Raw genomic sequence first — 26,944 nt, 5'->3', positions numbered from 1 at the left:
ACCTAATTTATTAAAAATATTTACGTTTATTTTCCAGGAGTTTAGATGAGTTCACATAAATGGCACTGGCTACATAGCCCTATTACTGGTGGGGTTTTATTGGTTGTTGCCGCGATGATTGCACTACTCTGGGCTAATATCGCCCCAGATCATTACCACCATGTTTGGCACCATACCTTATGGGAACATTCATCTGGTTTTAGTGACAAGATACAACAAATTAACCTGCACAAAATTGCCAATGAGTTTTTAATGGCGATCTTCTTTTTCTTCATTGGTCTAGAGATTAAGCGAGAGCTGTTAGATGGTGAGCTATCCAGTATACAAAAAGCTGCACTACCACTATTCGCAGCTTTAGGTGGCGTTATTGTCCCTGCTAGTATCTATTATGCGATGAATGCAGGATTACCGACAGCTAATGGCTGGGGCATCCCAATGGCAACCGATATCGCTTTTGCACTTGGTGTATTAGCGATTGTCGGAAGCCGTGTCCCTGTAACGCTTAAAGTGTTTCTATCTGCACTGGCCATCGGTGATGACTTAATGGCTGTAATTGTTATCGCTATTTTCTATACCGAACAGATCTTTATGAATGAGTTAATAGCCGGTCTACTCGGATTAGCCATTTTAGGGATTGCCAACAGAATGGGTGTTCGTAATAGAATGTTCTATTACGGTATTGGTCTGTGTGTAGTTTGGATGAGTTTCTTAGCATCGGGCGTTCATGCAACCGTTGCAGGTGTTGCGGTAGCATTTACTATTCCATCACGCCGTGAAATATCAATGAGTAGCTATCTTGATAAAGCCAAAGCTCTTTTAAAAGGACTGGAAGCTGAACGTGAATGTGACGAAGATGTACTCAGTAAACATGCGATTAAAACACTCAAAAAAGTTAAATCGCTTAGCTATCAAGCAGCTAACCCGCTACAGTTAAAAGAAGATGCCTTACACCCAATTTCAACACTATTTATCGTACCGTTTTTCGCGCTAGGTAATGCAGGTGTAATTATTGATGGTAGTATGTTGAATGAGCTAACTAATCCAATTGTGCTCGGTATCGCCGCTGGTTTGATTGTTGGTAAGCCATTGGGTATATTCCTATTTACAAAACTGTTAATCGCACTGAAATGGGGCTCTTTACCATCTGGTGTAACATGGACACATGTTATTGGTGCAGGTTTCTTAGCAGGTATAGGCTTTACCATGTCGCTATTTATTACCGATTTAGCTTTTGCAAATCCAGAGCATCAAGTGATTGCAAAGGTCGCGGTATTTGTAGCATCACTCATATCGGGCCTGATTGGTTATATTCTTTTGATTCGTGCCAAGCCAATTGCTTAATGGTGTGATCAGATAGCTAAGTCGGTTCGTATAATACCATTAGCATTAATTTAAGCCTGCAGTCGCAGGCTTTTTCTTTATAGGGATACAAAGATGACTAACATCACAGATGAAAAACATGTAAAAAAAATGAAAGCTATCAAAGAAAAGCAAGATCAAAAAATAGCAGCTGCTAACATTGAACGTGGCGTATCAATTCTTTTAGCGGGTCCAGGTAAAGGTAAAAGTAGTTCAGCTTTTGGCATGTTAGCACGCTCTCTAGGGCATGGGCATAAAGTCGCCGTTGTACAGTTTTTGAAAGGTGCAATGAGCACTGGGGAAGAGCGCTTTTTCACTACCCATGAAAACGTGGATTGGTTTGCAATGGGAGATGGTTTTACTTGGGAAACACAAAACAGAGACCAAGATATCCGTAGCGCTGAAACAGCATGGAAAAAAGCAGAAGAATTACTTGCCGATGATAACTACAATCTAGTGATCCTCGATGAAATAACTTATATGTTTAAATATCAGTACCTTGATATTCAGCCTACTCTAGATGCACTCAAAAATAGACCGGATACCATGAATGTCGTCCTCACAGGTCGAGGTCCTAAGCAGGAGCTGATTGATGCTGTTGATACATATAGTATGATATTAGAAGAGAAGCATGCCTTTAAAGCTGGCGTAAAAGCACAAGCAGGCATTGAGTGGTAAGAACGAAAGGCTAGCAGAAAAACATGCAGGAAGGCTAGAAGGTAGGGAAGCCCCCACCTTCCAGCCTTTAAGCTTTCCAGCCTTATTACCTTATCACCTTATTTAATCCCTGAATGGCGTAATAACGCTTCGGTATTCGGCTCTCTTCCCATAAAACGCTTAAACAATGTCATTGGGGCCTCACTGCCTCCTTTTTGTAAAATTGCTTCTAAGAACGCCTTGCCTGTTTCTGCATTAAATATTCCCTCTTGCTCAAAACGAGAGAAAGCATCAGCAGATAATACTTCAGCCCATTTATAACTGTAATAACCGGCTGCATATCCGCCAGCAAAAATATGGCTAAAGCTATGTTGGAAACGATTAAAGCTCGGCGGTTGGATAGCCGCAACTTTGTTACGAACTTCTGTTAATACTTGCTCCACCTGCCCTTTCTCACCCGCTTGGTATTGATGATGTAAGACAAAATCAAACAGTGAAAACTCTAACTGACGCACCATCATAAGCGCACTATTATAGTTTTTAGCGGCTAGCATTTTATCTAAAAGCGAAGCAGGTAAGGTTTCACCTGTTTCTACATGCCCAGAGATAAGTGCTAATGCTTCTGGCTCCCAACACCAATTCTCTAAGAACTGACTTGGTAACTCAACTGCATCCCAGGGTACACCATTAATACCTGATACCGATGCAGACTCAATTTGTGTAAGCATATGATGAATACCATGACCAAACTCATGAAATAAAGTCACTACTTCATTATGCGTAAACAGGGCTGGTTTATCACCCACAGGTTTATTAAAGTTACAGGTTAAATAAGCCACCGGTAACTGCAGTGAACCATCGACTTGACGGCGACGCACACGACAATCGTTCATCCAAGCGCCACCACGTTTAAACTCACGTGCATATAAGTCTAAATAGAAACTACCTAGGTGAGTTTGATGAGCATCGTAAATCTCAAAAAAGCGTACATCTTTATGCCAAGTATCGACATCAAACTTCTCTTTAATTTCCAAACCAAATAGACGTTGCACAACTGAAAACAAACCATTTACGACTTTACTTTCAGGGAAGTAAGGGCGTAACTCCTCATCAGAAATGGTGTAACGTTGTTGCTTTAATAATTCTGAATAATAACTTAAGTCCCATGACTCTAGTTGCTCAAGGCCATCCATTTCACGTGCAAAGGTAAGTACTTCATCACGCTCACCGCAGGCTTGTTGATAAGATTTATCCGCTAAATCAGTCAAAAAGCTAATCACCTGTTCGGGTGTTTCTGCCATTTTCGTCGCTAAGCTATATTCAGCATAGTTTTTAAAGTCCAGCAATAAAGCCAGTTCATGACGCAATGCCAATACCTGCTCGATAACCTCTGAGTTATCAAAATTACCTGCATTCGGTCCTTGATCTGAGGCGCGTGTAGAAAAAGCAGTATAAACCTCTTCACGTAACTGACGATTTTTAGCATAAGTGATTACGGGTAGATAACTTGGGAACTCCAGTGTTAATAAATAGCCTTGTAAATCTTTCTCTTCGGCGGCTTGTTTGGCTGCAGCAATCGCACTTTCAGGTAAGCCAGCAAGTTCATCAGCATCAGTTATTAATTTATTCCATGCAAGAGTTGCATCCATGACATGGTTACTAAATTGTGATTGCAATGTTGCTAATTGTTGCTTTATTTCGCCATATCGCTGTTTTTTCTCATCACTTAATGCGATACCAGCAAGCTTAAAATCACGCAGCGCATCGCTAACTACTTTTTGCTGTTCCGGTTTTAATGACTGAAACGCAACACCTTCAGCAATACTTACATACGCTTCATACAACCCTTGGTGTTGACCGATAAACGTGCTGTATTCAGAAAATAGTGCTAAACAACTATCATGTGCTTCTCTTAAAGCATCGTTACTAACGACTGCATTCATGTGCGAAATAGGTGACCATAGTTTTCCCAAGTGATCATCCGCTTCTTCAAGCACATTGATAAAATTATCCCAAGTATAGCTATCTAATTCAGACAATAACTTTTCAACTAAGGCTCTGTTTTGTTTAATAGTTTCTGTTACAAGAGGTACAATATGGTCTACATTAATATCACTAAACAATGGCAGATGTTCAGTCTGGTTTAATGCACAGCTTTCAAGTTTATTCATAAAAAATCTCTTCTAATATGGGAAAGTGAGAATAAAAAACCTAGCTTACGCTATCATTGAAGGATGTGTAAAAATATCTCAGTAAATAGTTTGCTTTTGATAACATTTTTCATCTCTTCAAGTAGGGGGCAGTGCTCAGTTATGGCAAGATTAACACTCTTATTTCAAGATTTATCTCTCGCAGGTTCCCCACAATGAAAGTAAAAAGCATTTTCTCACTTTTTAAACCCCTGAAAATTAAAAATAGTCTTTCTACTCGCCTGCTCTCATATATTTTATTATGCAGTACAGCACTGGCTATCGTAATAACCCTGATTCAATTAATGTGGGATTTTCAACAAGATGTTGGAAAAATTGAAGCCAGCATTAACCAAATTGAATCAAGCTTTTTGCAACCTATGGCGGCTAGTTTATGGAACCTTGATGAAGAGCAGATTCAAATTCAGATAGAAGGGATCATGAACCTTTCGGATATGCAGTATGTATTAATTCATGAAGTATTAGGTAATTCTGAGGTGCCATTAGTTGAGCAGGGTACACTGAAAGAAAAATTCGATATTAGCAAAAAGTTTGACCTGACCTATCAAGGCGAAATCGTCGGCACACTCTTTGTGGCGGCCTCATTAGAGGAGGTCTACAGCCGTTTAATTGAAAAATCATTATTAATATTGATCAGTCAAACCATCAAAACCATGGTGGTTTCGATCTGTATTCTGTTTATTATCTATTACATGGTAATTCGCCATGTTAATAAAATCGCACTTTATACACGTAACATTAAACTCAGTAGCCACAATAAAGATCTTATTTTAGAAGGGCGAAGTCATCATATATCCAGTTCAAGCGATGAATTAGATGAGTTGGTTTACCTGCTTAATAAGATGCAAAAGCGTATTGTAGCTGAACTCACCGATAAAGAGATAGCAATTGAAGAACTACAACAAGAACGAGACTTCTCAGCAACCATCATTAACTCATCGAGCACGGTTATCTGTTGCTTAGACCGAGACTTTAGAATATCAACGATTAACCCTGCAGCCGTTATTTTAACCGGGTATAGTCAAGAAGAGCTAAATAAAAAGAATTGGTTAGATATTTTTGTACTGCCAGATCGCCGAGAGGAACTGTTAGGTAAGCTAGCACAGAACGAACCGATTCATAGTATTGAGATTGAGATGCACGATCAGATGGGTGAAGTAAATACCCTATTATGGACCTTCTCTGCTTTTTACGATGGTATGAAAATTAAATACTTAATCGGTTTTGGTCATGACATCACCTCACAAAAGCAGGTCGAATTAGAAATTAAAAAACTTAATGATCAGCTCGAAGAAAAAGTAAATACACGTACTGCAGCGCTAACAGATAGTAATCAGCAGATCACGCAAACATTAGAACAATTAAAACGCACTCAACAAACACTAGTCGAATCGGAGAAAATGGCATCTCTAGGCGGGCTAGTTGCAGGCGTTGCTCATGAGATAAATACGCCGATCGGCATTAGTGTTACTGCAGCCTCTTTTTTACAGGAAGAGATCAACCACTTAAGTGAAAAGCTAGCCAGCAACACTCTTTCACGTAGCTATGTGGAAGATTTAATTGGTCGAGTAGGTGAATCTGGTCGCTTGTTAAACAGTAACCTTAAACGTGCTGCTGATTTAATCAGTAGCTTTAAACAAGTAGCCGTAGATCAATCAAGTGAGGCTTGTTACTCCTTCAAGCTAGAAGAAAATGTGAATCAAGTGGTGACCTCACTAAAACACAAGCTTAAACAAGCTCGTTGTAATGTGTTTATTGATTGCCCTGAAGATCTCTCTATCTATAGTTTCCCTGGTAGTTTTGTGCAGATTTACTCAAACTTAATTATCAATTCCATCATTCATGGATTTGAAGATTGGAGTGGAAAACGAGATATTTACATCAATGTAGAACTACGTGAATCAACACTGTATATCGATTACAAAGATACAGGGAAAGGTATACCAAGTGATATTGCTGATCGAATCTTTGATCCTTTTGTCACCTCTAAGCGAGGCTCAGGGGGAAGCGGGTTAGGGACTCATATTGTCTATAATATCGTCAATCAACTGTTTAAAGGTGACATACAGTATGTAGCGGGAGAATCTGGCGCACACTTTAAAATGGCTATTCCCTATAAAGAGACCATGGATTCTTAAGAGAAAAAGCAGTCGAAAGCAATAATTAGGCGTTACCTTATCCCATACAAGCAATAAACTAGCAGTAAATATTAAAGAACCATTAAATGGTATTCATAATTAATGGTTCTTTATCCACCTTTATAGGCAATAAAGTCATGCCAAAAGAATTAAAATAGTGTGCAGTGATTGCATAGCAAAAGTCATCACTAATTAGGCGAGAGCCTTGAAAAAACTTCAAGACTAACAATGTACTGAGGGATGATTTTTACAAGCAAGAATGATTACTTTCCTCATTCTACTGGTAAACCCAATCCATTGATAACGATAGCGAACTAATATAGCAAGGTGTAGCCATCTATCTCATCTACAATAACTTAACCTCAGTTCTGTCAACACCACTATTTCCGCGAATTTTGGCGTTAAATCATCTACCAATAACCAGTTATTGCGACGATAATTTGCCTTGAACTACGCAAAACTGAGACGCTGTATTATATAAGCAGTAACATCATGATTTTAAAGGCCATAAATATTTCATTAACCAGAATTTAGGTTAAATGATTAGTCTATTTACCTAAAAGGCAGATACAAAAAAACCGATGTTTTAAAGCATCGGTTTTTTAGTGCAAATAAAGAACGCTTTACTTGCGAGGCATCATTATTACGATGTTAGCCTTGGTTAACATCATCACCACCTGTGCCTGTCCCTGTACCTGTACCTGTTGCTGGCGTTGGCGTTACTGCTGGCGTTGGCGTTACCACTGGCGTTACTGCTGGCGTTGGCGTAGTTACAGGAGAAACTGGTTTAGGCTTCACAACTTTATCAATTGTTACTGGTGGGATAACTATCGAAGCTAGTTTATCTGCATCAATTCCGCCATCGTCATTAAATTCAATAGTGGGGATGGTAACTACTGGAACAAAGACAATATTACCTAAATCTGATGTAATATCGATAGCATCAGAAGTTGCTTTGGTCACAACAGGTAAAACTTTTTTAAATAAAGCAAGCCTGTTCGCTAATGTATCCTTGCCCTCTAAAGAGCTAGCAATTTTAATTGTTACTGCAAAGGTACTTTCCGCAAGTACACGTACCTTTTGCGCTTCATTAGAGCCTGTTGTATTGGCACCAAAATCAGAGAAAATATCAAAGTCGCCAATAATATTAGCTGCATCAGGACCTAATGTATCTATCACCAGTCCCATTATCTCTTCTGTAGATTTACCTACATTAGTAGGATCGTCTGCTAGAGTAGCTGCGATATCAGTATAAGGGTTTATAACTCGCTGTCCTTTTAAGGAACGCATTGTATGCTTCCAAGAGCTTCCTTCGCCTTTATCAAAATCGTAAGTATCATCATCACCGACAACACTAACAGCACAATCTTCAATCATTTCATCAACAATATCTATTTTAGCTACACCTTTAATATCAGTCTTTCCAGTATAGGTTTCATCATTACATTTAAGCTCTACATTGCCTTTCACAATATAACCGTCAATAGCGGTAATACTATTTACATTTTCTGTTGGCTCAGGGCTATCGCTACTGCCACCACAGCCTACTAATGTTGCCGTTGCTAAACCCATCGCAATAACTAATTTATTGAATCTCATTATTAATGTCCTTAATTTCCATGTTTAGTATAAAAAGTAATCGTTACTTAGTATAACGCTCATTACGCGCATAAAATACATATAATTGATTATTTTTAATCCGATTTATTTAAAATAAAAATGAGTATAATTACTACTCACTCATCTGCCAGTATTTCGTTCATAATTACTGTTTATTTTATATATTTGAGATAACTCTCACGTAACCTTTGACCATGACTCTGAATATACGTCGCTGACAACCGATCGCGATTATAATATTGCTGATCAATATTATATTGTAGATTAGTTGTTGCAGAACGATTACCGCCAATATAATTAGCATGGTTGTTGATACGTGAGCGATAACCATATGCCCACTGCTCTAATGTTTTTACCTGTAATCCAATACTTGGTGAAGCATTTTTACGCGTACCAAATGGGAAACTAAAGTTCAGGCCAGCATACTCATGATTATCAGCATAACCATCACGTGAACATGAATACTCGCTTCTACTGCGGTCACAAGTAGTATTTTGGTAGGTTAATTTGACAGCCATATCACCAAACCATTGTTTCAAACTAACACTCCCGCCAACATCGCCCGACCAATATTGCCCAACCGTCCCTTCAAGTGCGACGTCTAGAGGACGAAAATAGTAGCGATAAGAAGCGAGTAAAGGCTGATAGCTAAAATCGTTATCTCTATGTTCAAAATTAGCTATTTCTGTTTTGATGCGATGCGTCCCTTGTGGCGACTGCCAACGTGATTCATTTAATAAACCAATATAATTCTTATAAATCTGTCCACCACTAAATTGCGTAGTGATGCTCGCAGGTAATGCAAAAGCTTGATGAAATAAAATACGATCAACTTCACTCTCATGGCGTCCTCCTGCAAAGTATTCACCATCCGCATAGCTGTCAGAGTGAGCTATTGGTAAAAGGTGGCGTACATCAACTACGCCACCTTTCCATAGCGACATCTGTATATTACTGCTCAGCGCTAAGGAGTAATCAAACACACCAAATTCAGTCCCCATTGCCGACCTAAGGTGGGGTGAAAATATAAAACGAGGTACAAAGTGACTTGATGCTTGGCGTTCAGAAGCCCAATCTATATCTTTCGAGCTTTCACTGGAGATAATCAAACCATGCTCTAGAAGCCGTTGTTCCTCTGACTGCGCCAAAAATGTGCGGTATTGCTCACTGTTACCCTTGATATTAGTAACCAATATTTGATTGTTTAATAGCTGTAGCTGGAAAAACTCTGCATCACTATTACTGACGATTAACCCCAATGCGACACCAATTCCATCAAGTTCATTCCAATTAAAAAGATTATTCTCTAAAGCGACGACTAACTCATCACCAGACCAGCCAACACGCACATTTTCAAAACCATAATCAACCAATACCTTCAAAACCTGCTTCGCCTCATTATCACTCAACGTACTATCTGATAACCGCTCTGCAGAAGGGAGGGTAGCAACCGTTTTCGCTTCCTTAAAAGTATTCGTATCCGCTTTATCAGAAACATGTTTTTTATGCTCTTGCTCTACAGAAGCAAATTCGTCGATACCCTGTGGACTATATCGAGTCGCCGACTCCCCAATAACAATCGGTAATGTGAGGCCAACACCGACCCACTGATTGTCTCTATTGGCAGTTAATGAGTCAGAGTAAAGTTGATAGGTGAGATTGGCTTTCCAGCCATAAGGCAGCCAATTGTCATCGCTAAATAGTTTTAGGCCACCATTCATACCGGTGCCATCATGTTCAGCCATAAACTGTAGCCAGGGTAATGGTTGCCATTCAACTCCCATAAAGGCACCTTGCAAGTAATCGGCTCCCATTTGGTTACCTACATCGCCCTGACCATAACCAGCAGTTATTCGAAAGTGGTAATAGGTAGCTGGAAATAAGGATTTAGATGCAACCAAATAAGCATTTTTATGATGGCTCGCTGCACCACCATAATCTTGGACGCCGACAGCTAAGCTAAACCAGTTTTCAGGCAAAAATGGCTTGAAATCATATTTTGCCGAAAAAGAGAGGTCACTAGAGTGTGTACCACTCCAACCAGGGCCATCACTAATTTGTTTATGTGTATTTTGTACCGTAAATTCCAAACCAGGCAATAAACCAACCCCCATTAAGATCGTTTTATGTGCTCCTCTGGCGTAGGGAGTTTCATAGTCAATATTATCCTCCCACTGATAATTAATAGAGAAATCACCAAAGGGAAGTGCATCTGCATGGGGAATGCGTAATAAACCAGTAAAACCAGTTTGCGCCATGCTATTAGTGGTCGCAAAAACGCTAATGGTATTAAAAGAGAAAAAACTGAGTATTAGCCCAGATAATATGAAGCGCATAAAACGTCCTTGTGAAAGTAGTTAAGATAGGAGAATAGGCAAGTATGAAAAAAAGGAAACAAAAATTAATATAATTGATAAAACGTGAGCTTAAACTCACATTTTATCAATGGTATGAGTTAAAAAGTTAAAGTGCTTCGTTAGCTTGCGATTCACTTTCGATAACTTGTGCTTGATCATCCAGTGCATACCAATGCGCAATTTTTCGCTCCAGTACATCAACACCAATACCCTTTAAGGATGAAAACAGTTCAACCTGAACATCACCTTCAAAATTTTTCGCTTCTGCACGCATTTTAAGTAGCGTCGCTTTACGTGCACCAGATTTTAATTTATCTGCTTTCGTCAGCAATGCAAGTACAGGAATATCAGCGTCAATAGCCCAGTAAATGAGCTGTTGGTCGAGATCTTTGAAAGGGTGCCTAATGTCCATTAGTACCACTAACCCTTTTAATGACTCTCGATTTTGCAAATATTCCCCAAGTGATTTTTGCCATTTTAGTTTCATCTCCAATGGCACTTTTGCAAAGCCATAACCGGGAAGGTCGATAAGTCGTTTACCCTTTTCAACTTCGAACACATTGATTAGCTGAGTACGCCCGGGGGTTTTACTCGTTCTCGCTAAACTTTTTTGACGTGTCAGACGGTTTAATGCACTCGATTTACCTGCATTTGAACGGCCAGCAAAAGCAACTTCAATGCCTGATTCAGTGGGCAGATGTTTGTCTAGATGACGAATATCTGGCGCACTAATTAAAAAATGCGCTTTTTGAAAATGTATTTTTGGAAATTCCAAGATATGCCTCGCTTTTAGCCTTGTAGCAAAATTGTTACTTTTATTAAACTTGTGTAAACTACGGTCATTATTTTTGCGTGTATCATAACACGCTTGGACATACTTTAATAAATGGATAGTTATGAATAAATTATTGGTGACGTTAATTGCTCTTTTTGGCTTCTCTAACTTGGCATTTGCACAGGGAGATATCGAAGCGGGCAAAGCAAAATCTGCGACCTGTGTTGCTTGTCATGGTGAAGATGGCAATGCTCCATCAGATCTTTATCCAAAACTTGCCGGTCAACATAAAAGCTACCTTGAAAAGCAACTGATACAATTCAAAAGTGGTGAACGAAATAATGCCATTATGGCAGGCATGGTAGCAACGCTTTCAGAACAAGATATGAAAGATTTATCTGCTTATTATGCAGCGCAAACGCCAACACCAGAAACCGTTTCACCTGAAGTTGCACAAGCGGGCCGAAATCTTTATATGGGTGGCGATATTGAACGTGGTATTCCTGGCTGTGTCGCTTGTCATGGACCTCGCGGAAACGGGCTAGAGCTGGCAAAATTTCCTAAAATTTCAAATCAACACCCAGCTTATATTAAGTCACAGCTTGAAATGTTCCGTAGCAAAGCACGTAACAATGATCCAAATGGCATGATGGTGGATATTTCAGCAAAATTAACTGATGCTGATATTGAATTATTATCAAAATATATCTCAGCATTACATTAATGCAGATAAAATGAAAAAGGCGCTTCATTCTTAATGAGTGAGGCGCCTTTTTTTTATGCGTTAAAAATTAAAATCTGCTATTCTTCGCAGGTATTGATCCTTCGGCGATCACCCATTATTTAAGGTATAACAATGTCTCGTATTAAAAAAAGTCGCACTGCAGGAAATTCAGAACCCGCTTTCAACGGCAACCGCAAAGAAACCTCAGCAAGCGCAAAAGAAGCGCGTGAACGTAAGCGAAAAGCTAAATTAAAAGGCAATAAAGCCGGCGCTCGAAATGTTTTAGAGTCTAAACAGACACAAAAGCAAAATGCTAAAAAAGCGATAAACGACAAGCGTGTTGGCAGTAAAAAAGCCGTTTCGCTAGCGGGACAAGAAGAGGTGCAAGTTGAAGCACCAAGAAAACTGCTACAGCCTAAAGCAAAAGTGATTAAAAGCACTGTCGAAAAGAAAATTTCACCTGAGAAAGAGCTCAATCAAATTGAAAATGATCAGCGTTTGAATGATCTGCTTGAACAATTAGATAATGGTGAAGAGATCTCTGCGATTGATAACTCATGGGTTGATAAGCAGATGGCACGCCACCAACAACTAATGGAACAACTAGGTTGGTTAGATGATGACGGTGAAGAAGATCTGATTCAGCAGTTTGAAGCTGCAAGCTCAGCGCTTGACGAGTTTAAATAAAAAGAGGATAAAATGGACTTTCAATTATTACTGGCGGTTTTTGCCAGCCTTATTATTATCGCACTGGCATTTTATGCGGGTATGTTACTCAATCGTATTAAAAGACAAAAGCATCAACTTGAACAGGCGAAAGCAGAACAAGCTCAACAAGTCGCATTAAAGAAACAACAGCGCAATGATAATATTTGTGAAAGCATCCGCTTCATCGCACGCGCTACCGCACAAAAACAGTGTAACGTTTCTGAAGCTGCAATACGTTTAAGCGTATTATTAGAAACGCTACTCGTTGAGCCTAAAATAGATATTGATAAGCGCTATCCAGCAATATCAGAGCTATTTGATAAAGTGAAAGATTTTGCTACCCATGCCGAACGTAAAAGCATGGATAAGAAGACATTAAAACAACAAGATAAACAACGACATATTTTCGAAAATGATCTTGAAGAGGCAATTCTTAAAGAAGCACAATCTCTAGAAAATTTTTCACTATAAAGTTTTATCATTAAAAGAGAGAAATCGATGCAAAAGCTGGTTTGGGATCAAGCGCTGATAGAAAAATATAATTACAGTGGCCCGCGTTACACCTCTTATCCAACTGCGCTAGAGTTTGATGAGCGCTTTAATTACCAAGATTTGATTAAAGCAACTCACACTTATCCTGAACGGCCACTCTCGCTGTATATCCATATCCCTTTTTGTCATAAACTTTGTTATTTCTGCGGATGTAATAAAACCATTACACGTCACCAAGAAAAAGCAGATAAATACTTAGATTACCTTGAAAAAGAGATACAGATTCAAGCGCCCTACTTTCAACATCGCCAAGTATCACAACTGCACTGGGGAGGTGGTACGCCGACCTTTTTATTACCGCATCAAATCACTCGCTTAATGGCGATGTTGCGTAAAGCATTTACATTTAAAGCGAATGCAGAACTCAGTATTGAAGTCGACCCGCGAGAGATTGAACTATCCACCATTGATCACCTCGCTAATGAAGGCTTTAATCGCCTCAGTTTAGGTGTTCAGGATTTTAATAAAGCAGTACAAAAAGCGGTTAACCGCGAACAAGATGAAGCGTTTATTGAAAAGTTGCTAACGCGTGCTCGTGAGCAAGGTTTTCAGTCAACCAATTTAGATATGATTTACGGTTTGCCATTACAAACCAAAGCGAGTTTTGCCAATACACTTAAGCAAGTATTAGCCCTTGATCCCGCTCGCCTTTCTATTTTTAATTATGCGCATATGCCCACACTCTTTGCTGCACAACGTAAAATTAATGAAGATGATATGCCAGCACCTGCAGAAAAACTCGCAATGTTGCAATATACCATCGAATTCTTAACCCAATCAGGCTATCAATTTATCGGCATGGATCATTTTGCCAAACCAACCGATGAACTGGCCGTTGCACAGCAGCAAGGGGTTTTACATCGCAACTTCCAAGGTTATACCACGCAGGAAGATGCCGATCTATTAGGCATGGGGGTTTCTGCAATCAGCCAAATTGGCCATAGTTATTCGCAAAACCAGAAAAAGCTATCAACCTATTACTCACAAATTGAAGAGATGGGCCATGCACAATGGCGAGGTGTTTCTCTCAATGAAGATGACTTAATTCGTCGTGAAGTCATTAAAAAGCTCATTTGTAACTTTAAACTTGATATTAAGCAGATTGAACAGCAATTCTCACTTAACTTTAGCGATTACTTTGCAGAAGATATTAAACTATTACAGTGTTTTATTGATGATCAACTTGTCAATATCGATGATCATGAGATTGCCGTTGCACCGAAAGGACGCCTATTGATTCGTAATATTTGTATGTGTTTTGATGTTTATCTGCGCAACAAAGTGCGCCAGCAACAGTTTTCACGTGTGATATAGATGATAGGTAATTACTATATTGGCATCATGTCTGGCACCAGTCTTGATGCCATTGATGTCGTCATTGCCCAGCGCACCGAGCAAGGTTTGCAACAAATAGCCGGCTTAGCACCAACTTTACCCGAGCAACTTCGAGCGCAGCTACTGACGATTTGCAGTAATAAAGCCACTGACCTACAAACCCTCGGTGAAGTAGACCACCTGTTTGCACTCACCTGTGCCGATGCCGTTAATCAATTACTTCACAAAGCAGGTATGCAAGCGTCACAAATCAGTGCGGTCGGTAGCCACGGACAGACTATTTTCCATAGCCCGTTAAGTGCGATGCCATTTACACAGCAAATTGGTGACGCCAATATTATTGCAGCAAAAACAGGCATTCCCTGTATCAGTGATTTTCGACGTATGGATATGGCCTATGGCGGTCAAGGTGCACCATTGGTTCCCGCTTTTCATCAAGCACTATTTTCACAACAGGGCGAACAACGCACCATTTTAAACATCGGTGGTATTGCCAATATCAGCATCTTAGGCGCAGATAATAGCGTCTTAGGCTACGATACTGGCCCGGGTAATATGCTAATGGATGCTTGGGTCGATAAATGTTTAGGTCATAGCTTTGATAAAGGAGCAAGCTTTGCATTACAGGGAGAGGTTCACCTTCCTTTGCTCATTAAACTATTAGCTGATCCGTATTTTACACTCAACGCCCCTAAAAGCACTGGACGTGAAAAATTTAACTTGAACTGGCTAATACCACAGCTCAATGGTATTGATGCCAGCGATGTAGATATACAACGTACCCTACTCGAGTTTAGTGCCCTAACGATATCTGATCAGATAAAACAACACAGTGATAGTGGCGATGTTTTTGTATGTGGCGGTGGCGCATTAAACCCTTTGCTTATGCAATGTTTACAACAACAATTAACGATGCATAAGGTACAGGACACCCATGCCTTAAATGTAGATCCGATGTATGTTGAAGCCATTGCCTTTGCCTGGCTTGCGGAGCAACGTTTACTGGAAAAACCAATTCCACTAAAAGCGGTTACCGGCGCACAAAAAGACGCTATTTTAGGTTGTGTTTACTTGCCTTAGTAAAATAGTAATACAACCATGCAATGCTATGTAGCAACATCAATATTCCACTACAAAAGAGTGTGAAAAATAGCGCAATACTCTGCACTGACTTGGGCTCTGCTTGAAACATGAAATAACTACCTAGAGCACTAGTTAACAATAAAATAAAGTTAATCCACATACAGCGCTTACAACGTCCCAATTTTTGCTTCCAAATATTGCTTTCACAATCTTTACAGGCCATGTCACCCCTCTCATTTTTTATAGGTTATTGACCTATTATTAGTAATTATCTTGCCATTAAAAAAGATAATTACTATTCTGCCAACATCTTTCTTCTGATTATTCAAACGAGCAATGGATATGCGCCTTTTTATTACGCTTTTAATAGCCCTATTTACCACCCAACTCTCTGCAGAGATTTACTCTTGGAAAGATGAAAATGGAGTAACTCATTTTTCAGAAACCAAACCAACGAAGCCAACCAATGACATTAAAACCATTAGTGTTGAAAAAGATCCTGAGTCGGAAATTGTTGCAGAAAAAGCTGCTGAAAAGGCCAAGCCAGCAGTAACAGTTGCCAATGACAAACTTTCTAAGCCTTTTTTAATTAGTCGCTGGGTCGGTTATAGTAAAAGTACCAAAAAACAACAAGAGTGGATATTTAAAGATGATGGTTTTTTCTCTATCAAACAGACGCTTAATGAAAAATCTGATCTCCTATATACAGGTCAATGGGAACTAGAGTATGAAGATATACTGCTTTCAATCGCCTTTAAAGCTGAAACGAATAATGGCGAGAAAAGTTCAGGTTTTGTCTCCATTCAAAATAGTGCAGAAGTTTATGAGTATGAAAAAAATCGTATTCTCGTCAATTTCAATGAAGAGGAGTTTTGGCTAGAACGGCACTAATTCGGCATAGCTCACATCCTTAAAACAACTATATTATGTCACTAACATTATTAGCTACACTATTAAAATAGATGCGATTAAGGAATAGCAATGACAAATAAAATATGGACAGGACTCACCGAGCAAGGTAACGGTGCTTTTAATCTTCGCTGGCATGACAAAGTAGAAGAATACAAAGAAACCAGCCCCGCTGGCATCTGTTTATTTGGCTTTCCTTGTGATCTCGGTATACGTCATGCAAAAGGCAGAAGTGGGGCAACTAAAGGGCCAGAGTTCATTCGTAAAAGCTTAGCAAATATCGCTTGGCACCTTAATCAAGATCAACATGTTTACGATGCAGGCAATCTCAACTGTGAATGGTTTGATTTGCAAAAAGCACAACGTGATTTAGCAAATGCATTGGCCCATTTCATGCGTAAAAAACACACCATGATGGTACTCGGTGGCGGACATGAAATGGCCTATGGTAACTTCCTTGCACTGTGTGAAACAGAGCCACAAGATAGCCGTATTGGCATCATTAATTTTTCCTCCTTTTTAGGCATGAATCAACTCGATAAACTTACTTCACTCAACCCCTTCTCTCAGATTGCTGAATACTGCCAAGAAAATGATCGCGAATTTAACTACCTTTGCCTAGGTGTTAATAAACAATACAATACCCAGTCTGTCTTCAATCATGCACGCGTCCACCACGCACAATATATTTACGACACCAAAATGAGCTGGTTACATGTAGAGCAACTCGAGGCAAAAATAAAAAGCTTCATGCATCATTTAGACGCCCTGTACATCAGTTTTGACCTCAGTGTTTTACCCGCTTATGTTGCACCAGGTGTTAGCTTTCCAAATGCCTACGGTGTCCAACTCGATATGATTGAACACCTTATTTACATCATCAAAAAACATAGTGCAGATAAAATCAAAATATCCTGTGTTGCCGAATACAACCCAACCTATGACCAAGATAAACATACCGCACAGATTGCGAGCAGATTGATTAATTTAATCATTCAATAAACCAGTTTGCTATACTTAATACATAATACCAATCGAGTTAAGTATGTACTCTAAATTTTGCGCAGGAAAAGTGGCTTAGTTCAAGGCGAAATTTGATGTAAATAATTGTTCCCTTTACGATAATTTTTACGAAGAGATAAGTTATTTTAACCAGTAAAATAGAGAGGCTATTTATTTCGTTTGGTGTCAGTATTAAGGAGTTGTTTTATGAAATATATTGGTGCGCACGTGAGTGCTTCGGGTGGGGTATTTAACGCCCCGAAAAATGCCTACGCAATCGGTGCAACTGCATTTGCACTATTTACTAAAAATCAGCGTCGCTGGGAAGCCAAGCCACTCGATGCAGACACTATCAGAAAATTTAAAGCAGCTTGTTTACGCTATCAATATACCGCAGAGCAAATACTTCCCCATGACTCTTATCTAATTAACCTTGGGCATCCTGATCCAGAGGCTTTAGAAAAATCACGCTTAGCCTTTTTAGACGAGATGCAACGTTGCCAGCAGCTTGGATTAACATTGCTAAATTTTCATCCTGGCAGTCACCTCAACAAACTAACTGAACATGATTGTTTAGTTCGCGTGGCAGAATCAATTAATTGGGCATTAGCACGATGCGAAGGTGTTAAAGCCATCATTGAGAATACCGCAGGACAAGGTACTAATTTAGGTTATCGTTTTGAGCAGTTAGCGACCATTATCGAACATGTAAATGATAAAAGCCGAGTAGGTGTTTGCCTCGATACTTGTCATACCTTTGTGGCTGGTTACGATTTAAGTTCTACGCAAGCTTGTGAAGCAACTTTTCAAGCATTCTCTGATATTGTAGGTTTTGAGTATTTATGTGCAATGCATATTAATGACAGTAAAGTGCCTTTTGCCAGTCGTGTTGATCGTCATGCACCATTAGGTGCGGGTGAGATTGGCTGGGACTGTTTTCAATATATTATGCAAGACGCTCGGTTTAATGATATTCCATTGGTGCTTGAAACCACTAACTCTGATATTTGGGCCGAAGAAATTAAACAATTAAAGGAATGGGCAAAATAAACGCAGTTTCTGCTTTGCAACTCATGCAACTCGTTTTACTATAATTAATAACAATGATTTACGTTACAAAATAAGCTGTAACAATTTTTATGTACAGTGTGTCGGCCTAATGCCAACTTAGGTGAACAATATTATTTAGCAATAATGATAATAAAACACAGGTTACAGCAGAGTTAATCATGGCAAGAAAGCAAATTACAGGGTAACAAATGTCAATTTTCCAAGCACTTAACGACTCCATTCAATCATACCTGAGCCCAGAACAGTGTGCTTTTATCGAGCGCGCCTATGAATATGCTTATGTAGCACACGATGGCGTAAAACGTGCAAGTGGCGAACCTTATATCACTCACCCCGTTGCTGTGGCGGAAATATTAGCGTCTATGAAATTAGACCACGAAGCCCTTGCTGCTGCATTATTACATGATGTACTCGAAGATACTGAGACGACTCATCAGCAACTGGTAGATGCCTTTAATGTAAGTGTTGCTGACTTGGTTGAGGGGGTAACTAAACTTGATAAAGTTAATTTTGAAAACCGCGAACAGGCTCAGGCAGAAAATATTAGAAAGATGCTGATTGCAATGTCAAAAGACTTTCGCGTTATGCTCATTAAACTTGCCGACCGTGTTCATAACATGCGTACATTAGGTTCATTAAGACTAGATAAACGTCAACGCATTGCCCAAGAGACCTTTGAGATTTTTACCCCCATCGCTGACCGATTAGGGTTACATCACCTTAAAAACGAACTTGAACAGCTCGCTTTTAAAGCACAAAACTCAGCACGATATTATGTACTTCAAGAAGCGATCACTAAAGCACGTGGTAACCGTAAAAACTTTATTCTAAGCATTTGTGATGAAATTTCAGCCAAGCTAGAAGGCATTGGTATTGAAGCTACAGTGCTTGGCCGTGAAAAGCACCTTTATAGTTTATACCGAAAAATGCGCAAAAAAGGTTGCCAATTTCATGATGTCATGGATGTATATGCCTTCCGCATTGTTGTACAAGATCTTGATACTTGTTATCGCGTATTAGGCCAAATGCATCACCTATATCAGCCTAAATTAGAATACTTTAAAGACTATATTGCGATTCCTAAAGCCAACAGCTACCAATCATTACACACCACATTAATTACGCATCATGGTGTCAATATCGAAATACAGATCCGTACTGAAGATATGGATGCAGTCGCCAAACAAGGCATTGCAGCACACTGGAGCTACAAAGAGGGTGGTGGCAATAATAACATCACCGCACAGCTGCAAACACGTAACTGGTTCCAAGGCTTAACAGAGCAAGAAGACAATACAACCAACTCCTTAGTCATGCTAGAAAACATCAAACAAGAGTTGGGCAATAACGAAATACACGTGCTCACCCCACAAGGGAAAATTATTGTATTACCAGCGCATGCTACCGCAGTTGATTTTGCCTACGCACTACACACCAATATTGGTCACCGTTGTACCGGTGTAAAAATAGATAAAGAGTTTGCACTATTAAGCGCTAAGCTCGAGAGTGGCCAGACGATTGAAATTATTACTGGTAAAGAGGAGCAACCCTGTGCCGATTGGCTCAACTTTGTTGCCACACATAAAGCGCGCCAAAGTATCCGTCACTACTTAAAACAGCTTACTCGCGAACAATCCATTCCAGAGGGGCGTCGCCTGTTAAAACTCGCCCTTAATCAAACCAATCTCACCGATATTCCTCAACAAAATATCGATCGCGTATTAGAGGATTATCATTTAACTGATTTTAATAGTCTGTTGAATGAAATTGGCACAGGAAAGTTATTAAGTATTCTTATTGCACGCCGTTTACGCGGTAATGCGGGAGAGTTAACCGAATCTAAGCTAAAACAACAAAATCGCCAAAGTGCAATTAAAGGCACTGAAGATATGATGATCTCCTATGCTAACTGCTGTAAACCATTACCAGGTGATGAGATTGTAGCCCATAGCAGTTCAGGTAAAGGGCTTGTAGTTCATTCTACGGGTTGCCATAACGTTAGCGGTTTCAAAAATGAGCTCGATAAATATATTCCAGTAGAATGGGATATGGACTTTATGAATCAGTATGAATACTCCACTGATCTTAATATTATGATGGTAAATCATAAAGCGGGTTTGGCTGAACTGTTTAATATCATCGCAAAGGGTAATGCCAATGTAGAAGATTTACAAACGACTGAATTGCCAAACCATATTTATTCCATTAATGTCACCATTACCGTGATTAACCGTATTCATTTGTCGCGCATCATGAAAAAAATTAAAAAACTAAAAAGCGTCAAAAGTATCAAAAGAAGCAGTAAAAAACGCTTTATCGAACGTCGTATGAATAATGAGGACCATTAAAATGAAATTTGCATCTATCGCTCTATTATCAGTTAGCACACTTCTATTTGCCTGTAGCAATGAAGCGAATAACATCGCACCTTTAGCACTAAAAGATATTCAGAAACAGTGGCAACTCACCAGTATTGATGGCAAAACACTTGAAACAGAGAGCACTTTGAGCATCGATGAGCAAGCGAAAGCATCAGGTAATTTAGGGTGTAATAATTTCTTTGGCGTCGTCGAACTCGATACCAATAAAGTGCGGATTGATAAAATGGGAAGCACAAGAAAAATGTGTGAGCCTCAAGTTAACGATATTGAGATGAGCGTTAGTAGCACTTTATCAAACTGGTCTGAAGTAAGCATTAAAGACCAACAATTATTGCTCACCGGTGACAAACATACGCTTACTTATTCATTAAAATAAATTACCCTGACTGCGTGCGAGCCATTGCAACCAAGCGCGCAAACAAACGTTTTAATAGCGGTGGGATAGATTCTGCCCCCCGCTCCTCAACCGCAGTTGCGATAGCAAGCCCTAGCCCCGGCTTAGAGTGGCGATGAACCGCTTTATCAATCACTTTGTTTACCGATAAACGTATCAAATCTTGTTCCGTATAATTAGCGGCTTTTAAATAAATATCTGCAAAACCATTATCAAAGAACAGGTGCTCAATATCCAATGCCGGTAGCACTGTTAAGCGATTAACCAGCGAGTCAGTTTCACCTAACATCTCTCGAACTCGACCTGCATACTTCTGCCCTGCAGCATCACCGTCCGTTAACACGTGCCACTCCACATTTAAATCTTTCGCAAGCTTAATCAAGGGCGATAAACCACACTGTGCAAACTCAATCACCTGAACGCCTTCAATCACTAAATGGTGCCCGCAATATCTAGCTAATTCTGATAATAACCAAGTTTCAGTTTCACCTTCAACCAGCAACCAAGCTCGTGCAAATATACTTTGCGGGCGTGTCATACGAACATGGAAGGTAATACGGCGTAAATCATTAGTGGAGTAATGCTCCCTATCTAAGCGATAGCTTTTTATTAAGTATTGTTCACGTACTAAACGCTGAATACAACTTAATGGGAAAAATGATAACAAGTGGCTAGAATTGGTGGTGACTAGCTTTTGCATAGGCAATAAAGAAAAGAAGCGCCAAGTGATCGCTAAATTCACTGGATGTAGGTTATTTTCAGGTTCTTCGAGCAATAAAATAGGCGTGGCACCACGGCGTAGAAGGTGTTCACCACGCACCGTTAAAAATTCACCAAGAATTAGCAATAACATCGCTCTATCGCTTTTATTTCCCTCCTTTAAAAGATCATGGAAATGACTGATCGCCTTAAATGAAAAGGGTTGTTGAGTATGAATATCATGTTCAAAATCAACACGATGATAATCAAAACCACTATGGCGCTTAAATAAGTAATGATCGAAGATATAAGAGAGTGCTTCATAACCACGCTTCATTTGTTGCTCTGGCAATTGTTGTGATGAACAGTTTAAACGTCGAAAAATATGTTTAATCCGTGCTTCAAAGCGTTCCCTTTTACTATGTAGAGAAAGCTTATCCTCGTCATCAATCACTAATGGAATATCAGCCCCCATACGTAACACAGGTACAAATGAGATAAACTCACTGACCAGATCAGCAAGTTCATCTTTGGCAAACTGTTTTTCCTCCCCCTGCGCCGTTAAAAAGTACCGACTAGTTTTAATATTGCCTGATGGCATTAACTCACCATCAATCTGGTAATAAATAGACTTTAGCGCCTCATTGTCGTTGTTCCAGACCTTTTCTATGGTTTTATATTGACGCAAGTTGGACTGCCCAGAAAACTGCTCTTTAAAAATAAAAACCAAGTGAATTAGCTTATTACTACTGATTTCTGGATTAGGAGGTTGATGGAAGTCTTCTTTACAAAGTTTATAATTTTTACGAGTTCCAGATAAAAAGAGTGATAATGCATCTAATAAGCTCGACTTTCCCCAGCTATTTTCTCCAATAAGCGCAGTTAACTCACCAACCTTAAGTGATAAACGATTTATTCCTCTAAAGCCAACAATTTCAATATGCTCTAACAGCATCGCTTTACCCCTAAGATAAAAATACCAGCAGATAGCTGTGAAATAAGATAACTACAAAGCACGATCTACATCATGTTTTGTATTTTTTTACATATAATAATCATCATAAACACAAATAAATATAAAAATTAAACTACAATTAATCACACAAAAATAGACCACAATATTTACAAGGCTTTTATAAGAGCCAGAATGAGAACAACTTTATTAAAGTATAGGGGCTAATTTAGCTCAATAACATCACTAAGTACTTAATTCGATTGTTATCACACTCTTCATTACAGAAATGGGCCACAGATGCGAATCAATATCGAATCGCACTCCACTAAAAATAATAAGGAACTTTATGTATGTGTAACATTCATGCCATGGAGATCATTCCAAGCCAAGCAGCTATTAATTCAATTGCAATCTATCGCGCAGAGTTTGAGAAAGAATCTTTAGATTATAACGCACTACTCGCAAAGCTTAAAAATGTCATCAATGAACTTGGTTTTATGAAAGCCCATGATAATGCAGAGTGGATGCAAAAAAGAGGTAGTGATTACCTCTCAAACCCCAAACTGTTTTGCCACGCACCGCTTACTTATCTGTGCGCTTTTTTAGGGGAGCTTTTTAACAGCTATGAACTAGACGAGTTACAAATAAAACTTTCACCCAAAATATTAGAATGTGCTTTAAAGCGCTTAGAACAATTTAATTAGCTATAGACAAATAGGCGCTAAGAAAAAACACCCTAAACCTCGCACTTTCCCTTCTCTTCAATGATAATCAATATTTTATTGACGGAAATGGAAAGTATGGATTCAGTTACTCAGATTGCACTAGGTGCAACCGTCGCTGCGACAGCAGGCTACAAGCCCTTTGGACGAAAAACCCTATTAGCAGGCGCTTTTCTTGGTACTTTACCTGACTTAGATGTTTTTATTGATTATGGTAATGCCGTCGACAACTACACTTCACACAGAGGCTTTAGTCATTCGTTGTTGGTACTTACTGCTATTTCAATCGCCCTATACCTAATTGCTTTAAAGATAAAACCAAATTTTCACAATCATAGAGTAGCCCTCTTTTTAGTGATATTTTTGCCTTTGATCACCCACCCACTATTAGATTCTTTTACTACCTATGGCACGCAATTGCTATGGCCCTTAACTTCGCCACCAATTGCATGGCATAGCATTTTCATTATTGATCCTTTGTATACGCTACCGTTATTAATCACGGTGGTTTGCTTGTGGTTTAGCAAAAATAAAACACGCTGGTTAAAACTCAACCAATGGGCATTAATATTCAGTTGTGGGTATTTAGCTTGGGGACAATTTTCGCAGTTTATGATCAGCGAACGCGTCAAAAATGATAACGTTGCTCAGCATCAACCTATGTTAGTCATGCCCACTCCTTTTAACAGCATTTATTGGCGTGTATTAAGTTATCATCAAGACAGTTATTATGAAGCATTCACCTATTTAGGCGATAAAAAGCCACTAATATGGCAACGTTATGAAACCAATCGCAATCTACTCAACGCATCAGATCCGGAATACTTAGCACGATTAGAATGGTTTAGTCATGGTTGGTTACGCTTTGATGAGGTTAATAATGAGCTACAAATTACAGATTTACGTTTAGGCGTTGCTGGGTATCACCCCTTTAAATTTTCAATCGCAGCCGCAGAAAAAGAGCAGGAACAATTCCGTTGGAGAGCTATCGAGCCACAACAAATCCCAATGGATAAAGTTGATACCACGCAAGCTATTGAGGATATTAAAAACAGAATGGGATTATCAATTTTATGAATTGAGCGACTAGTCTAGGTAGGTAATGACTATATACCAATATAACCTCAGTTCGGGATAAGCAAAGCGATACAATACCGCTATTTCCGCGAATTGGGCGTTAAATCATCTACCAATAACCAGTTATTACGACGATAATTTTCCTTGAATTACGCAAAACTAACGGCACTATGTTATAAAAGTAGCAACATCATGATTTTAAACTTCATAACACTTCCATCAACCAAAATTGAGGCTAGTTAAGTATGCGCTCTAAATTTTACGCAAGAAAAGTGGCTTAACTCAAGAAAAAACCACATAAGCCATTGTTATATAAACATAACAACTTTGGCTAGATTGCAAGTTGTTTTATGCACGGTTATTTACTTCGTTTGCTCTTATCCCCCTAAACTGATTGCACGTATTCGTTGATGATTTCCATAAACTCTTCACCATACTTTTCGAGTTTAATATGTCCAACACCGCTAACATTTAGGAATTCACGTTCAGTAAGAGGCATCAGTTCACTCATTTCGGCTAATGAAACATCACTAAAAATAATATAGGGAGGCAACTCTTCACGATCTGCAATCTGCTTACGTAACTGACGCAAGCGGGCAAATAATTTGTTATCAGCCACACTAGCTAGCACACCTTTTTTCTTCTTGGTTTTACTGACCATTTTCAGGCGTGGCTCTGCTAAGTAAAGTGCTTGTTGCGCTTTCAGAACTGGCCGAGCTGCTTCAGTTAATTGTAACGCTGAACCACGCGTTAAGTTTTGCATTAACAAACCACAATGAATAAGTTGCCTTAATAAACTTAACCAGTACTCTGTAGATTGATCTTTTCCTAGGCCAAAAGTAGAGAGCTTTTCATGGCCGAGACTTTTAATCCTCGCCGTTTGCGCACCACGCAATACTTCGACAATATGATGCATGCCAAAATGTTGTCCCGTACGATAAACACAAGAAAGGATCTTTTGAGCATCTATGGTCGCATCATAGCTTTTGGGCGGATCAAGACAAATATCACAGTTACCACAGGCTTTATGGCTATATTCACCAAAATAATTCAGTAATACCTGACGACGACAGGTTTGTGCTTCCGCAAAGGCAACCATAGTATTCAGTTTATGTAGTTCGATACGTAGTTGCTCTTCATTTTCATTCTTTTCTAATAAGCCGCGCACACGTGCCGGATCTGCCGGATCATAGAACAACATGGCCTGTGCAGGTAGCCCATCTCGACCAGCACGGCCGGTCTCTTGATAATAGGATTCAATATTTTTAGGGATCTCATAATGGACCACAAAGCGTACATTAGGCTTATCGATTCCCATGCCAAAGGCAACCGTGGCAACGACGACTTCGACCCTATCTTTAATAAATGCATCTTGTACCGATTGGCGCTCTTCAAGTGGCAATCCAGCATGATAACAACGCGCTTTTATTCCCTGTGCTTGTAGCTTTTGCGTTAGCTCTTCTGTACGTCGACGGCTAGTACAATAGATAATGCCACTTTCGTCTTTATGCCCCTCTAAATAATTAAACAACTGGCTTAAAGGGCGATATTTTTCAACAAGTAGGTATTCGATATTAGGGCGATCAAAACTATGAATTGCAACCAGTGGCTCATCAAGCTGAAGTCGCGCAAGAATATCTTTTTGGGTCGCATGATCCGCTGTTGCGGTAAGTGCGACCAAAGGAACTGTTGGAAAACGCTGTTTTAATTGCCCTAAAAGGGCATATTCTGGACGAAAATCGTGCCCCCACTGTGAAATACAATGCGCTTCATCAATGGCAAACAGATTAATAGGTAAACTCTCTAAGCGTTGTACAAAATCAGGACGTAATAGTCGTTCAGGCGCGATATATACCAGCTTTAATTGCCCTGTATGCATCTCATTGATGATTTGATTTTGTTCTTGATAGGAGAGACTAGAATTCAAATAAGCGGCGGCAACACCACAGTTACGTAATGTATCAACCTGATCTTTCATTAAAGAGATAAGCGGAGAGATAACAAAGCAGATTCCCTCGCGTGCTAGCGCAGGAATTTGAAAACAGAGGCTCTTTCCTCCGCCCGTAGGCATTACCACAAGCGCATCCTTGCCATCGCAAAGATGTCCAATAACCTCTTCCTGTCCCTCTCTAAAGGTATTATAACCAAAGACATCTAATAGGATCTGTTGGTGAAGAGAGACAGATGGGTGTTCAGACATGACAGGGGTACTCAAA

At 39.5% G+C, this 26,944-nt stretch carries 22 protein-coding genes; 15 read left to right on the top strand and 7 right to left on the bottom strand.

Annotation, left to right across the window (positions count from 1 at the left end; translation table 11 throughout):
* The first annotated feature begins 45 nt into the window (after window positions 1–45).
* Together nhaA and cobO are read left to right on the top strand one after the other, a co-directional pair.
* Window positions 46–1,341, top strand: coding sequence for a Na+/H+ antiporter NhaA (gene nhaA / locus CW745_RS09335; RefSeq protein ID WP_101108388.1), 1,296 nt, complete (start codon window positions 46–48; stop codon window positions 1,339–1,341).
* Between the two features lie 93 nt (window positions 1,342–1,434).
* Complete coding sequence (gene cobO / locus CW745_RS09330; RefSeq protein WP_101108387.1) at window positions 1,435–2,037, top strand: cob(I)yrinic acid a,c-diamide adenosyltransferase; 603 nt, start codon at window positions 1,435–1,437, stop codon at window positions 2,035–2,037.
* 98 nt (window positions 2,038–2,135) lie between these two features.
* Here cobO and prlC read toward each other — a convergent pair whose 3' ends face one another.
* Window positions 2,136–4,187 (bottom strand): oligopeptidase A, encoded by a 2,052-nt coding sequence (gene prlC, locus CW745_RS09325; RefSeq protein ID WP_101108386.1) that lies wholly within the window; start codon window positions 4,185–4,187, stop codon window positions 2,136–2,138.
* Between the two features lie 194 nt (window positions 4,188–4,381).
* On the opposite strand from prlC, the gene CW745_RS09320 reads away from it, so the two are divergent.
* Window positions 4,382–6,364, top strand: a complete 1,983-nt coding sequence (locus CW745_RS09320; RefSeq protein WP_101108385.1) for an ATP-binding protein — start codon at window positions 4,382–4,384, stop codon at window positions 6,362–6,364.
* 651 nt (window positions 6,365–7,015) lie between these two features.
* Here the strand turns inward: CW745_RS09320 and CW745_RS09315 are convergent.
* From CW745_RS09315 to yihA, 3 genes are all read right to left on the bottom strand, one after another.
* Complete coding sequence (locus tag CW745_RS09315) at window positions 7,016–7,963, bottom strand: hypothetical protein (protein ID WP_101108384.1); 948 nt, start codon at window positions 7,961–7,963, stop codon at window positions 7,016–7,018.
* 173 nt (window positions 7,964–8,136) lie between these two features.
* On the bottom strand, window positions 8,137–10,320 hold the full coding sequence (locus CW745_RS09310) for a YjbH domain-containing protein (RefSeq protein ID WP_101108383.1): 2,184 nt from the start codon (window positions 10,318–10,320) through the stop codon (window positions 8,137–8,139).
* Between the two features lie 127 nt (window positions 10,321–10,447).
* Window positions 10,448–11,116, bottom strand: coding sequence for a ribosome biogenesis GTP-binding protein YihA/YsxC (gene yihA / locus CW745_RS09305; protein WP_101108382.1), 669 nt, complete (start codon window positions 11,114–11,116; stop codon window positions 10,448–10,450).
* A 121-nt stretch (window positions 11,117–11,237) separates the two neighbouring features.
* Between yihA and CW745_RS09300 the strand changes: the two genes are divergently transcribed.
* From CW745_RS09300 to CW745_RS09280, 5 genes are all read left to right on the top strand, one after another.
* Window positions 11,238–11,840, top strand: coding sequence for a c-type cytochrome (locus tag CW745_RS09300; RefSeq protein WP_101108381.1), 603 nt, complete (start codon window positions 11,238–11,240; stop codon window positions 11,838–11,840).
* A gap of 132 nt (window positions 11,841–11,972) precedes the next feature.
* On the top strand, window positions 11,973–12,527 hold the full coding sequence (yihI, locus tag CW745_RS09295) for a Der GTPase-activating protein YihI (protein WP_101108380.1): 555 nt from the start codon (window positions 11,973–11,975) through the stop codon (window positions 12,525–12,527).
* Between the two features lie 12 nt (window positions 12,528–12,539).
* The gene (locus tag CW745_RS09290) at window positions 12,540–13,019 is read left to right on the top strand and encodes a DUF2489 domain-containing protein (RefSeq protein ID WP_101108379.1); all 480 of its coding nucleotides are present in this window, start codon (window positions 12,540–12,542) and stop codon (window positions 13,017–13,019) included.
* 27 nt (window positions 13,020–13,046) lie between these two features.
* Window positions 13,047–14,414 carry an oxygen-independent coproporphyrinogen III oxidase gene (gene hemN, locus CW745_RS09285; RefSeq protein ID WP_101108378.1) on the top strand — a complete coding sequence of 456 codons (1,368 nt, stop codon included), beginning with the start codon at window positions 13,047–13,049 and terminating at the stop codon, window positions 14,412–14,414.
* Window positions 14,415–15,515, top strand: a complete 1,101-nt coding sequence (locus CW745_RS09280) for an anhydro-N-acetylmuramic acid kinase (protein WP_101108377.1) — start codon at window positions 14,415–14,417, stop codon at window positions 15,513–15,515. It abuts the gene before it with no gap.
* Here the strand turns inward: CW745_RS09280 and CW745_RS09275 are convergent.
* Window positions 15,487–15,741 carry a DUF3624 domain-containing protein gene (locus CW745_RS09275; RefSeq protein WP_101108376.1) on the bottom strand — a complete coding sequence of 85 codons (255 nt, stop codon included), beginning with the start codon at window positions 15,739–15,741 and terminating at the stop codon, window positions 15,487–15,489. The genes CW745_RS09280 and CW745_RS09275 overlap by 29 nt on opposite strands.
* 119 nt (window positions 15,742–15,860) lie before the next feature.
* Here CW745_RS09275 and CW745_RS09270 point away from each other — a divergent pair, with 119 nt between their 5' ends.
* The 5 genes from CW745_RS09270 to CW745_RS09250 all read left to right on the top strand — a co-directional run bounded on the left by CW745_RS09270 (window position 15,861) and on the right by CW745_RS09250 (window position 21,257).
* Window positions 15,861–16,409 carry a DUF4124 domain-containing protein gene (locus CW745_RS09270; RefSeq protein WP_193755575.1) on the top strand — a complete coding sequence of 183 codons (549 nt, stop codon included), beginning with the start codon at window positions 15,861–15,863 and terminating at the stop codon, window positions 16,407–16,409.
* 90 nt (window positions 16,410–16,499) lie between these two features.
* Window positions 16,500–17,429, top strand: a complete 930-nt coding sequence (gene hutG / locus CW745_RS09265) for a formimidoylglutamase (protein WP_101108374.1) — start codon at window positions 16,500–16,502, stop codon at window positions 17,427–17,429.
* Between the two features lie 207 nt (window positions 17,430–17,636).
* Window positions 17,637–18,479, top strand: coding sequence for a deoxyribonuclease IV (gene nfo / locus CW745_RS09260; RefSeq protein ID WP_101108373.1), 843 nt, complete (start codon window positions 17,637–17,639; stop codon window positions 18,477–18,479).
* Window positions 18,480–18,688: 209 nt separating this feature from the next.
* Window positions 18,689–20,848, top strand: a complete 2,160-nt coding sequence (locus CW745_RS09255; RefSeq protein WP_101108372.1) for a RelA/SpoT family protein — start codon at window positions 18,689–18,691, stop codon at window positions 20,846–20,848.
* 1 nt (window position 20,849) lies between these two features.
* The gene (locus CW745_RS09250) at window positions 20,850–21,257 is read left to right on the top strand and encodes an META domain-containing protein (RefSeq protein WP_193755574.1); all 408 of its coding nucleotides are present in this window, start codon (window positions 20,850–20,852) and stop codon (window positions 21,255–21,257) included.
* 1 nt (window position 21,258) lies between these two features.
* Here CW745_RS09250 and CW745_RS09245 read toward each other — a convergent pair whose 3' ends face one another.
* A complete protein-coding gene (locus tag CW745_RS09245; RefSeq protein ID WP_101108370.1) occupies window positions 21,259–22,929 on the bottom strand; it encodes a DUF2813 domain-containing protein in 1,671 nt (556 codons plus the stop codon).
* Between the two features lie 350 nt (window positions 22,930–23,279).
* Here CW745_RS09245 and CW745_RS09240 point away from each other — a divergent pair, with 350 nt between their 5' ends.
* Together CW745_RS09240 and CW745_RS09235 are read left to right on the top strand one after the other, a co-directional pair.
* Window positions 23,280–23,633: a hypothetical protein gene (locus CW745_RS09240; protein ID WP_101108369.1), complete on the top strand. Its 354-nt coding sequence runs from the start codon at window positions 23,280–23,282 to the stop codon at window positions 23,631–23,633.
* A gap of 96 nt (window positions 23,634–23,729) precedes the next feature.
* Complete coding sequence (locus tag CW745_RS09235) at window positions 23,730–24,728, top strand: metal-dependent hydrolase (RefSeq protein WP_193755573.1); 999 nt, start codon at window positions 23,730–23,732, stop codon at window positions 24,726–24,728.
* Between the two features lie 385 nt (window positions 24,729–25,113).
* Here the strand turns inward: CW745_RS09235 and recQ are convergent, their stop codons facing one another.
* Window positions 25,114–26,928 (bottom strand): DNA helicase RecQ, encoded by a 1,815-nt coding sequence (gene recQ / locus CW745_RS09230; RefSeq protein ID WP_101108367.1) that lies wholly within the window; start codon window positions 26,926–26,928, stop codon window positions 25,114–25,116.
* Window positions 26,929–26,944: the final 16 nt, after the last annotated feature.

The sequence above is a fragment of the Psychromonas sp. psych-6C06 genome (assembly GCF_002835465.1).
In the GTDB taxonomy this organism is placed as follows: domain Bacteria; phylum Pseudomonadota; class Gammaproteobacteria; order Enterobacterales; family Psychromonadaceae; genus Psychromonas.
Note: the sequence above shows the minus strand (reverse complement) of the source record. Positions and strands in the feature narration are given on the sequence as shown.

Excerpts from the sequence above, each read along its gene's own strand:
- hutG (WP_101108374.1), top strand. The coding sequence starts at position 16,500 with ATGACAAATAAAATATGGACAGGACTCACCGAGCAAGGTAACGGTGCT.
- prlC (WP_101108386.1), bottom strand. The coding sequence starts at position 4,187 with ATGAATAAACTTGAAAGCTGTGCATTAAACCAGACTGAACATCTGCCA.
- nhaA (WP_101108388.1), top strand. The coding sequence starts at position 46 with ATGAGTTCACATAAATGGCACTGGCTACATAGCCCTATTACTGGTGGG.
- CW745_RS09270 (WP_193755575.1), top strand. The coding sequence starts at position 15,861 with ATGCGCCTTTTTATTACGCTTTTAATAGCCCTATTTACCACCCAACTC.
- CW745_RS09280 (WP_101108377.1), top strand. The coding sequence starts at position 14,415 with ATGATAGGTAATTACTATATTGGCATCATGTCTGGCACCAGTCTTGAT.
- hemN (WP_101108378.1), top strand. The coding sequence starts at position 13,047 with ATGCAAAAGCTGGTTTGGGATCAAGCGCTGATAGAAAAATATAATTAC.
- recQ (WP_101108367.1), bottom strand. The coding sequence starts at position 26,928 with ATGTCTGAACACCCATCTGTCTCTCTTCACCAACAGATCCTATTAGAT.
- CW745_RS09290 (WP_101108379.1), top strand. The coding sequence starts at position 12,540 with ATGGACTTTCAATTATTACTGGCGGTTTTTGCCAGCCTTATTATTATC.
- CW745_RS09275 (WP_101108376.1), bottom strand. The coding sequence starts at position 15,741 with ATGGCCTGTAAAGATTGTGAAAGCAATATTTGGAAGCAAAAATTGGGA.
- nfo (WP_101108373.1), top strand. The coding sequence starts at position 17,637 with ATGAAATATATTGGTGCGCACGTGAGTGCTTCGGGTGGGGTATTTAAC.
- CW745_RS09250 (WP_193755574.1), top strand. The coding sequence starts at position 20,850 with ATGAAATTTGCATCTATCGCTCTATTATCAGTTAGCACACTTCTATTT.
- CW745_RS09310 (WP_101108383.1), bottom strand. The coding sequence starts at position 10,320 with ATGCGCTTCATATTATCTGGGCTAATACTCAGTTTTTTCTCTTTTAAT.
- CW745_RS09245 (WP_101108370.1), bottom strand. The coding sequence starts at position 22,929 with ATGCTGTTAGAGCATATTGAAATTGTTGGCTTTAGAGGAATAAATCGT.
- CW745_RS09320 (WP_101108385.1), top strand. The coding sequence starts at position 4,382 with ATGAAAGTAAAAAGCATTTTCTCACTTTTTAAACCCCTGAAAATTAAA.
- CW745_RS09255 (WP_101108372.1), top strand. The coding sequence starts at position 18,689 with ATGTCAATTTTCCAAGCACTTAACGACTCCATTCAATCATACCTGAGC.
- yihI (WP_101108380.1), top strand. The coding sequence starts at position 11,973 with ATGTCTCGTATTAAAAAAAGTCGCACTGCAGGAAATTCAGAACCCGCT.
- CW745_RS09235 (WP_193755573.1), top strand. The coding sequence starts at position 23,730 with ATGGATTCAGTTACTCAGATTGCACTAGGTGCAACCGTCGCTGCGACA.
- CW745_RS09240 (WP_101108369.1), top strand. The coding sequence starts at position 23,280 with ATGTGTAACATTCATGCCATGGAGATCATTCCAAGCCAAGCAGCTATT.
- cobO (WP_101108387.1), top strand. The coding sequence starts at position 1,435 with ATGACTAACATCACAGATGAAAAACATGTAAAAAAAATGAAAGCTATC.
- CW745_RS09300 (WP_101108381.1), top strand. The coding sequence starts at position 11,238 with ATGAATAAATTATTGGTGACGTTAATTGCTCTTTTTGGCTTCTCTAAC.
- CW745_RS09315 (WP_101108384.1), bottom strand. The coding sequence starts at position 7,963 with ATGAGATTCAATAAATTAGTTATTGCGATGGGTTTAGCAACGGCAACA.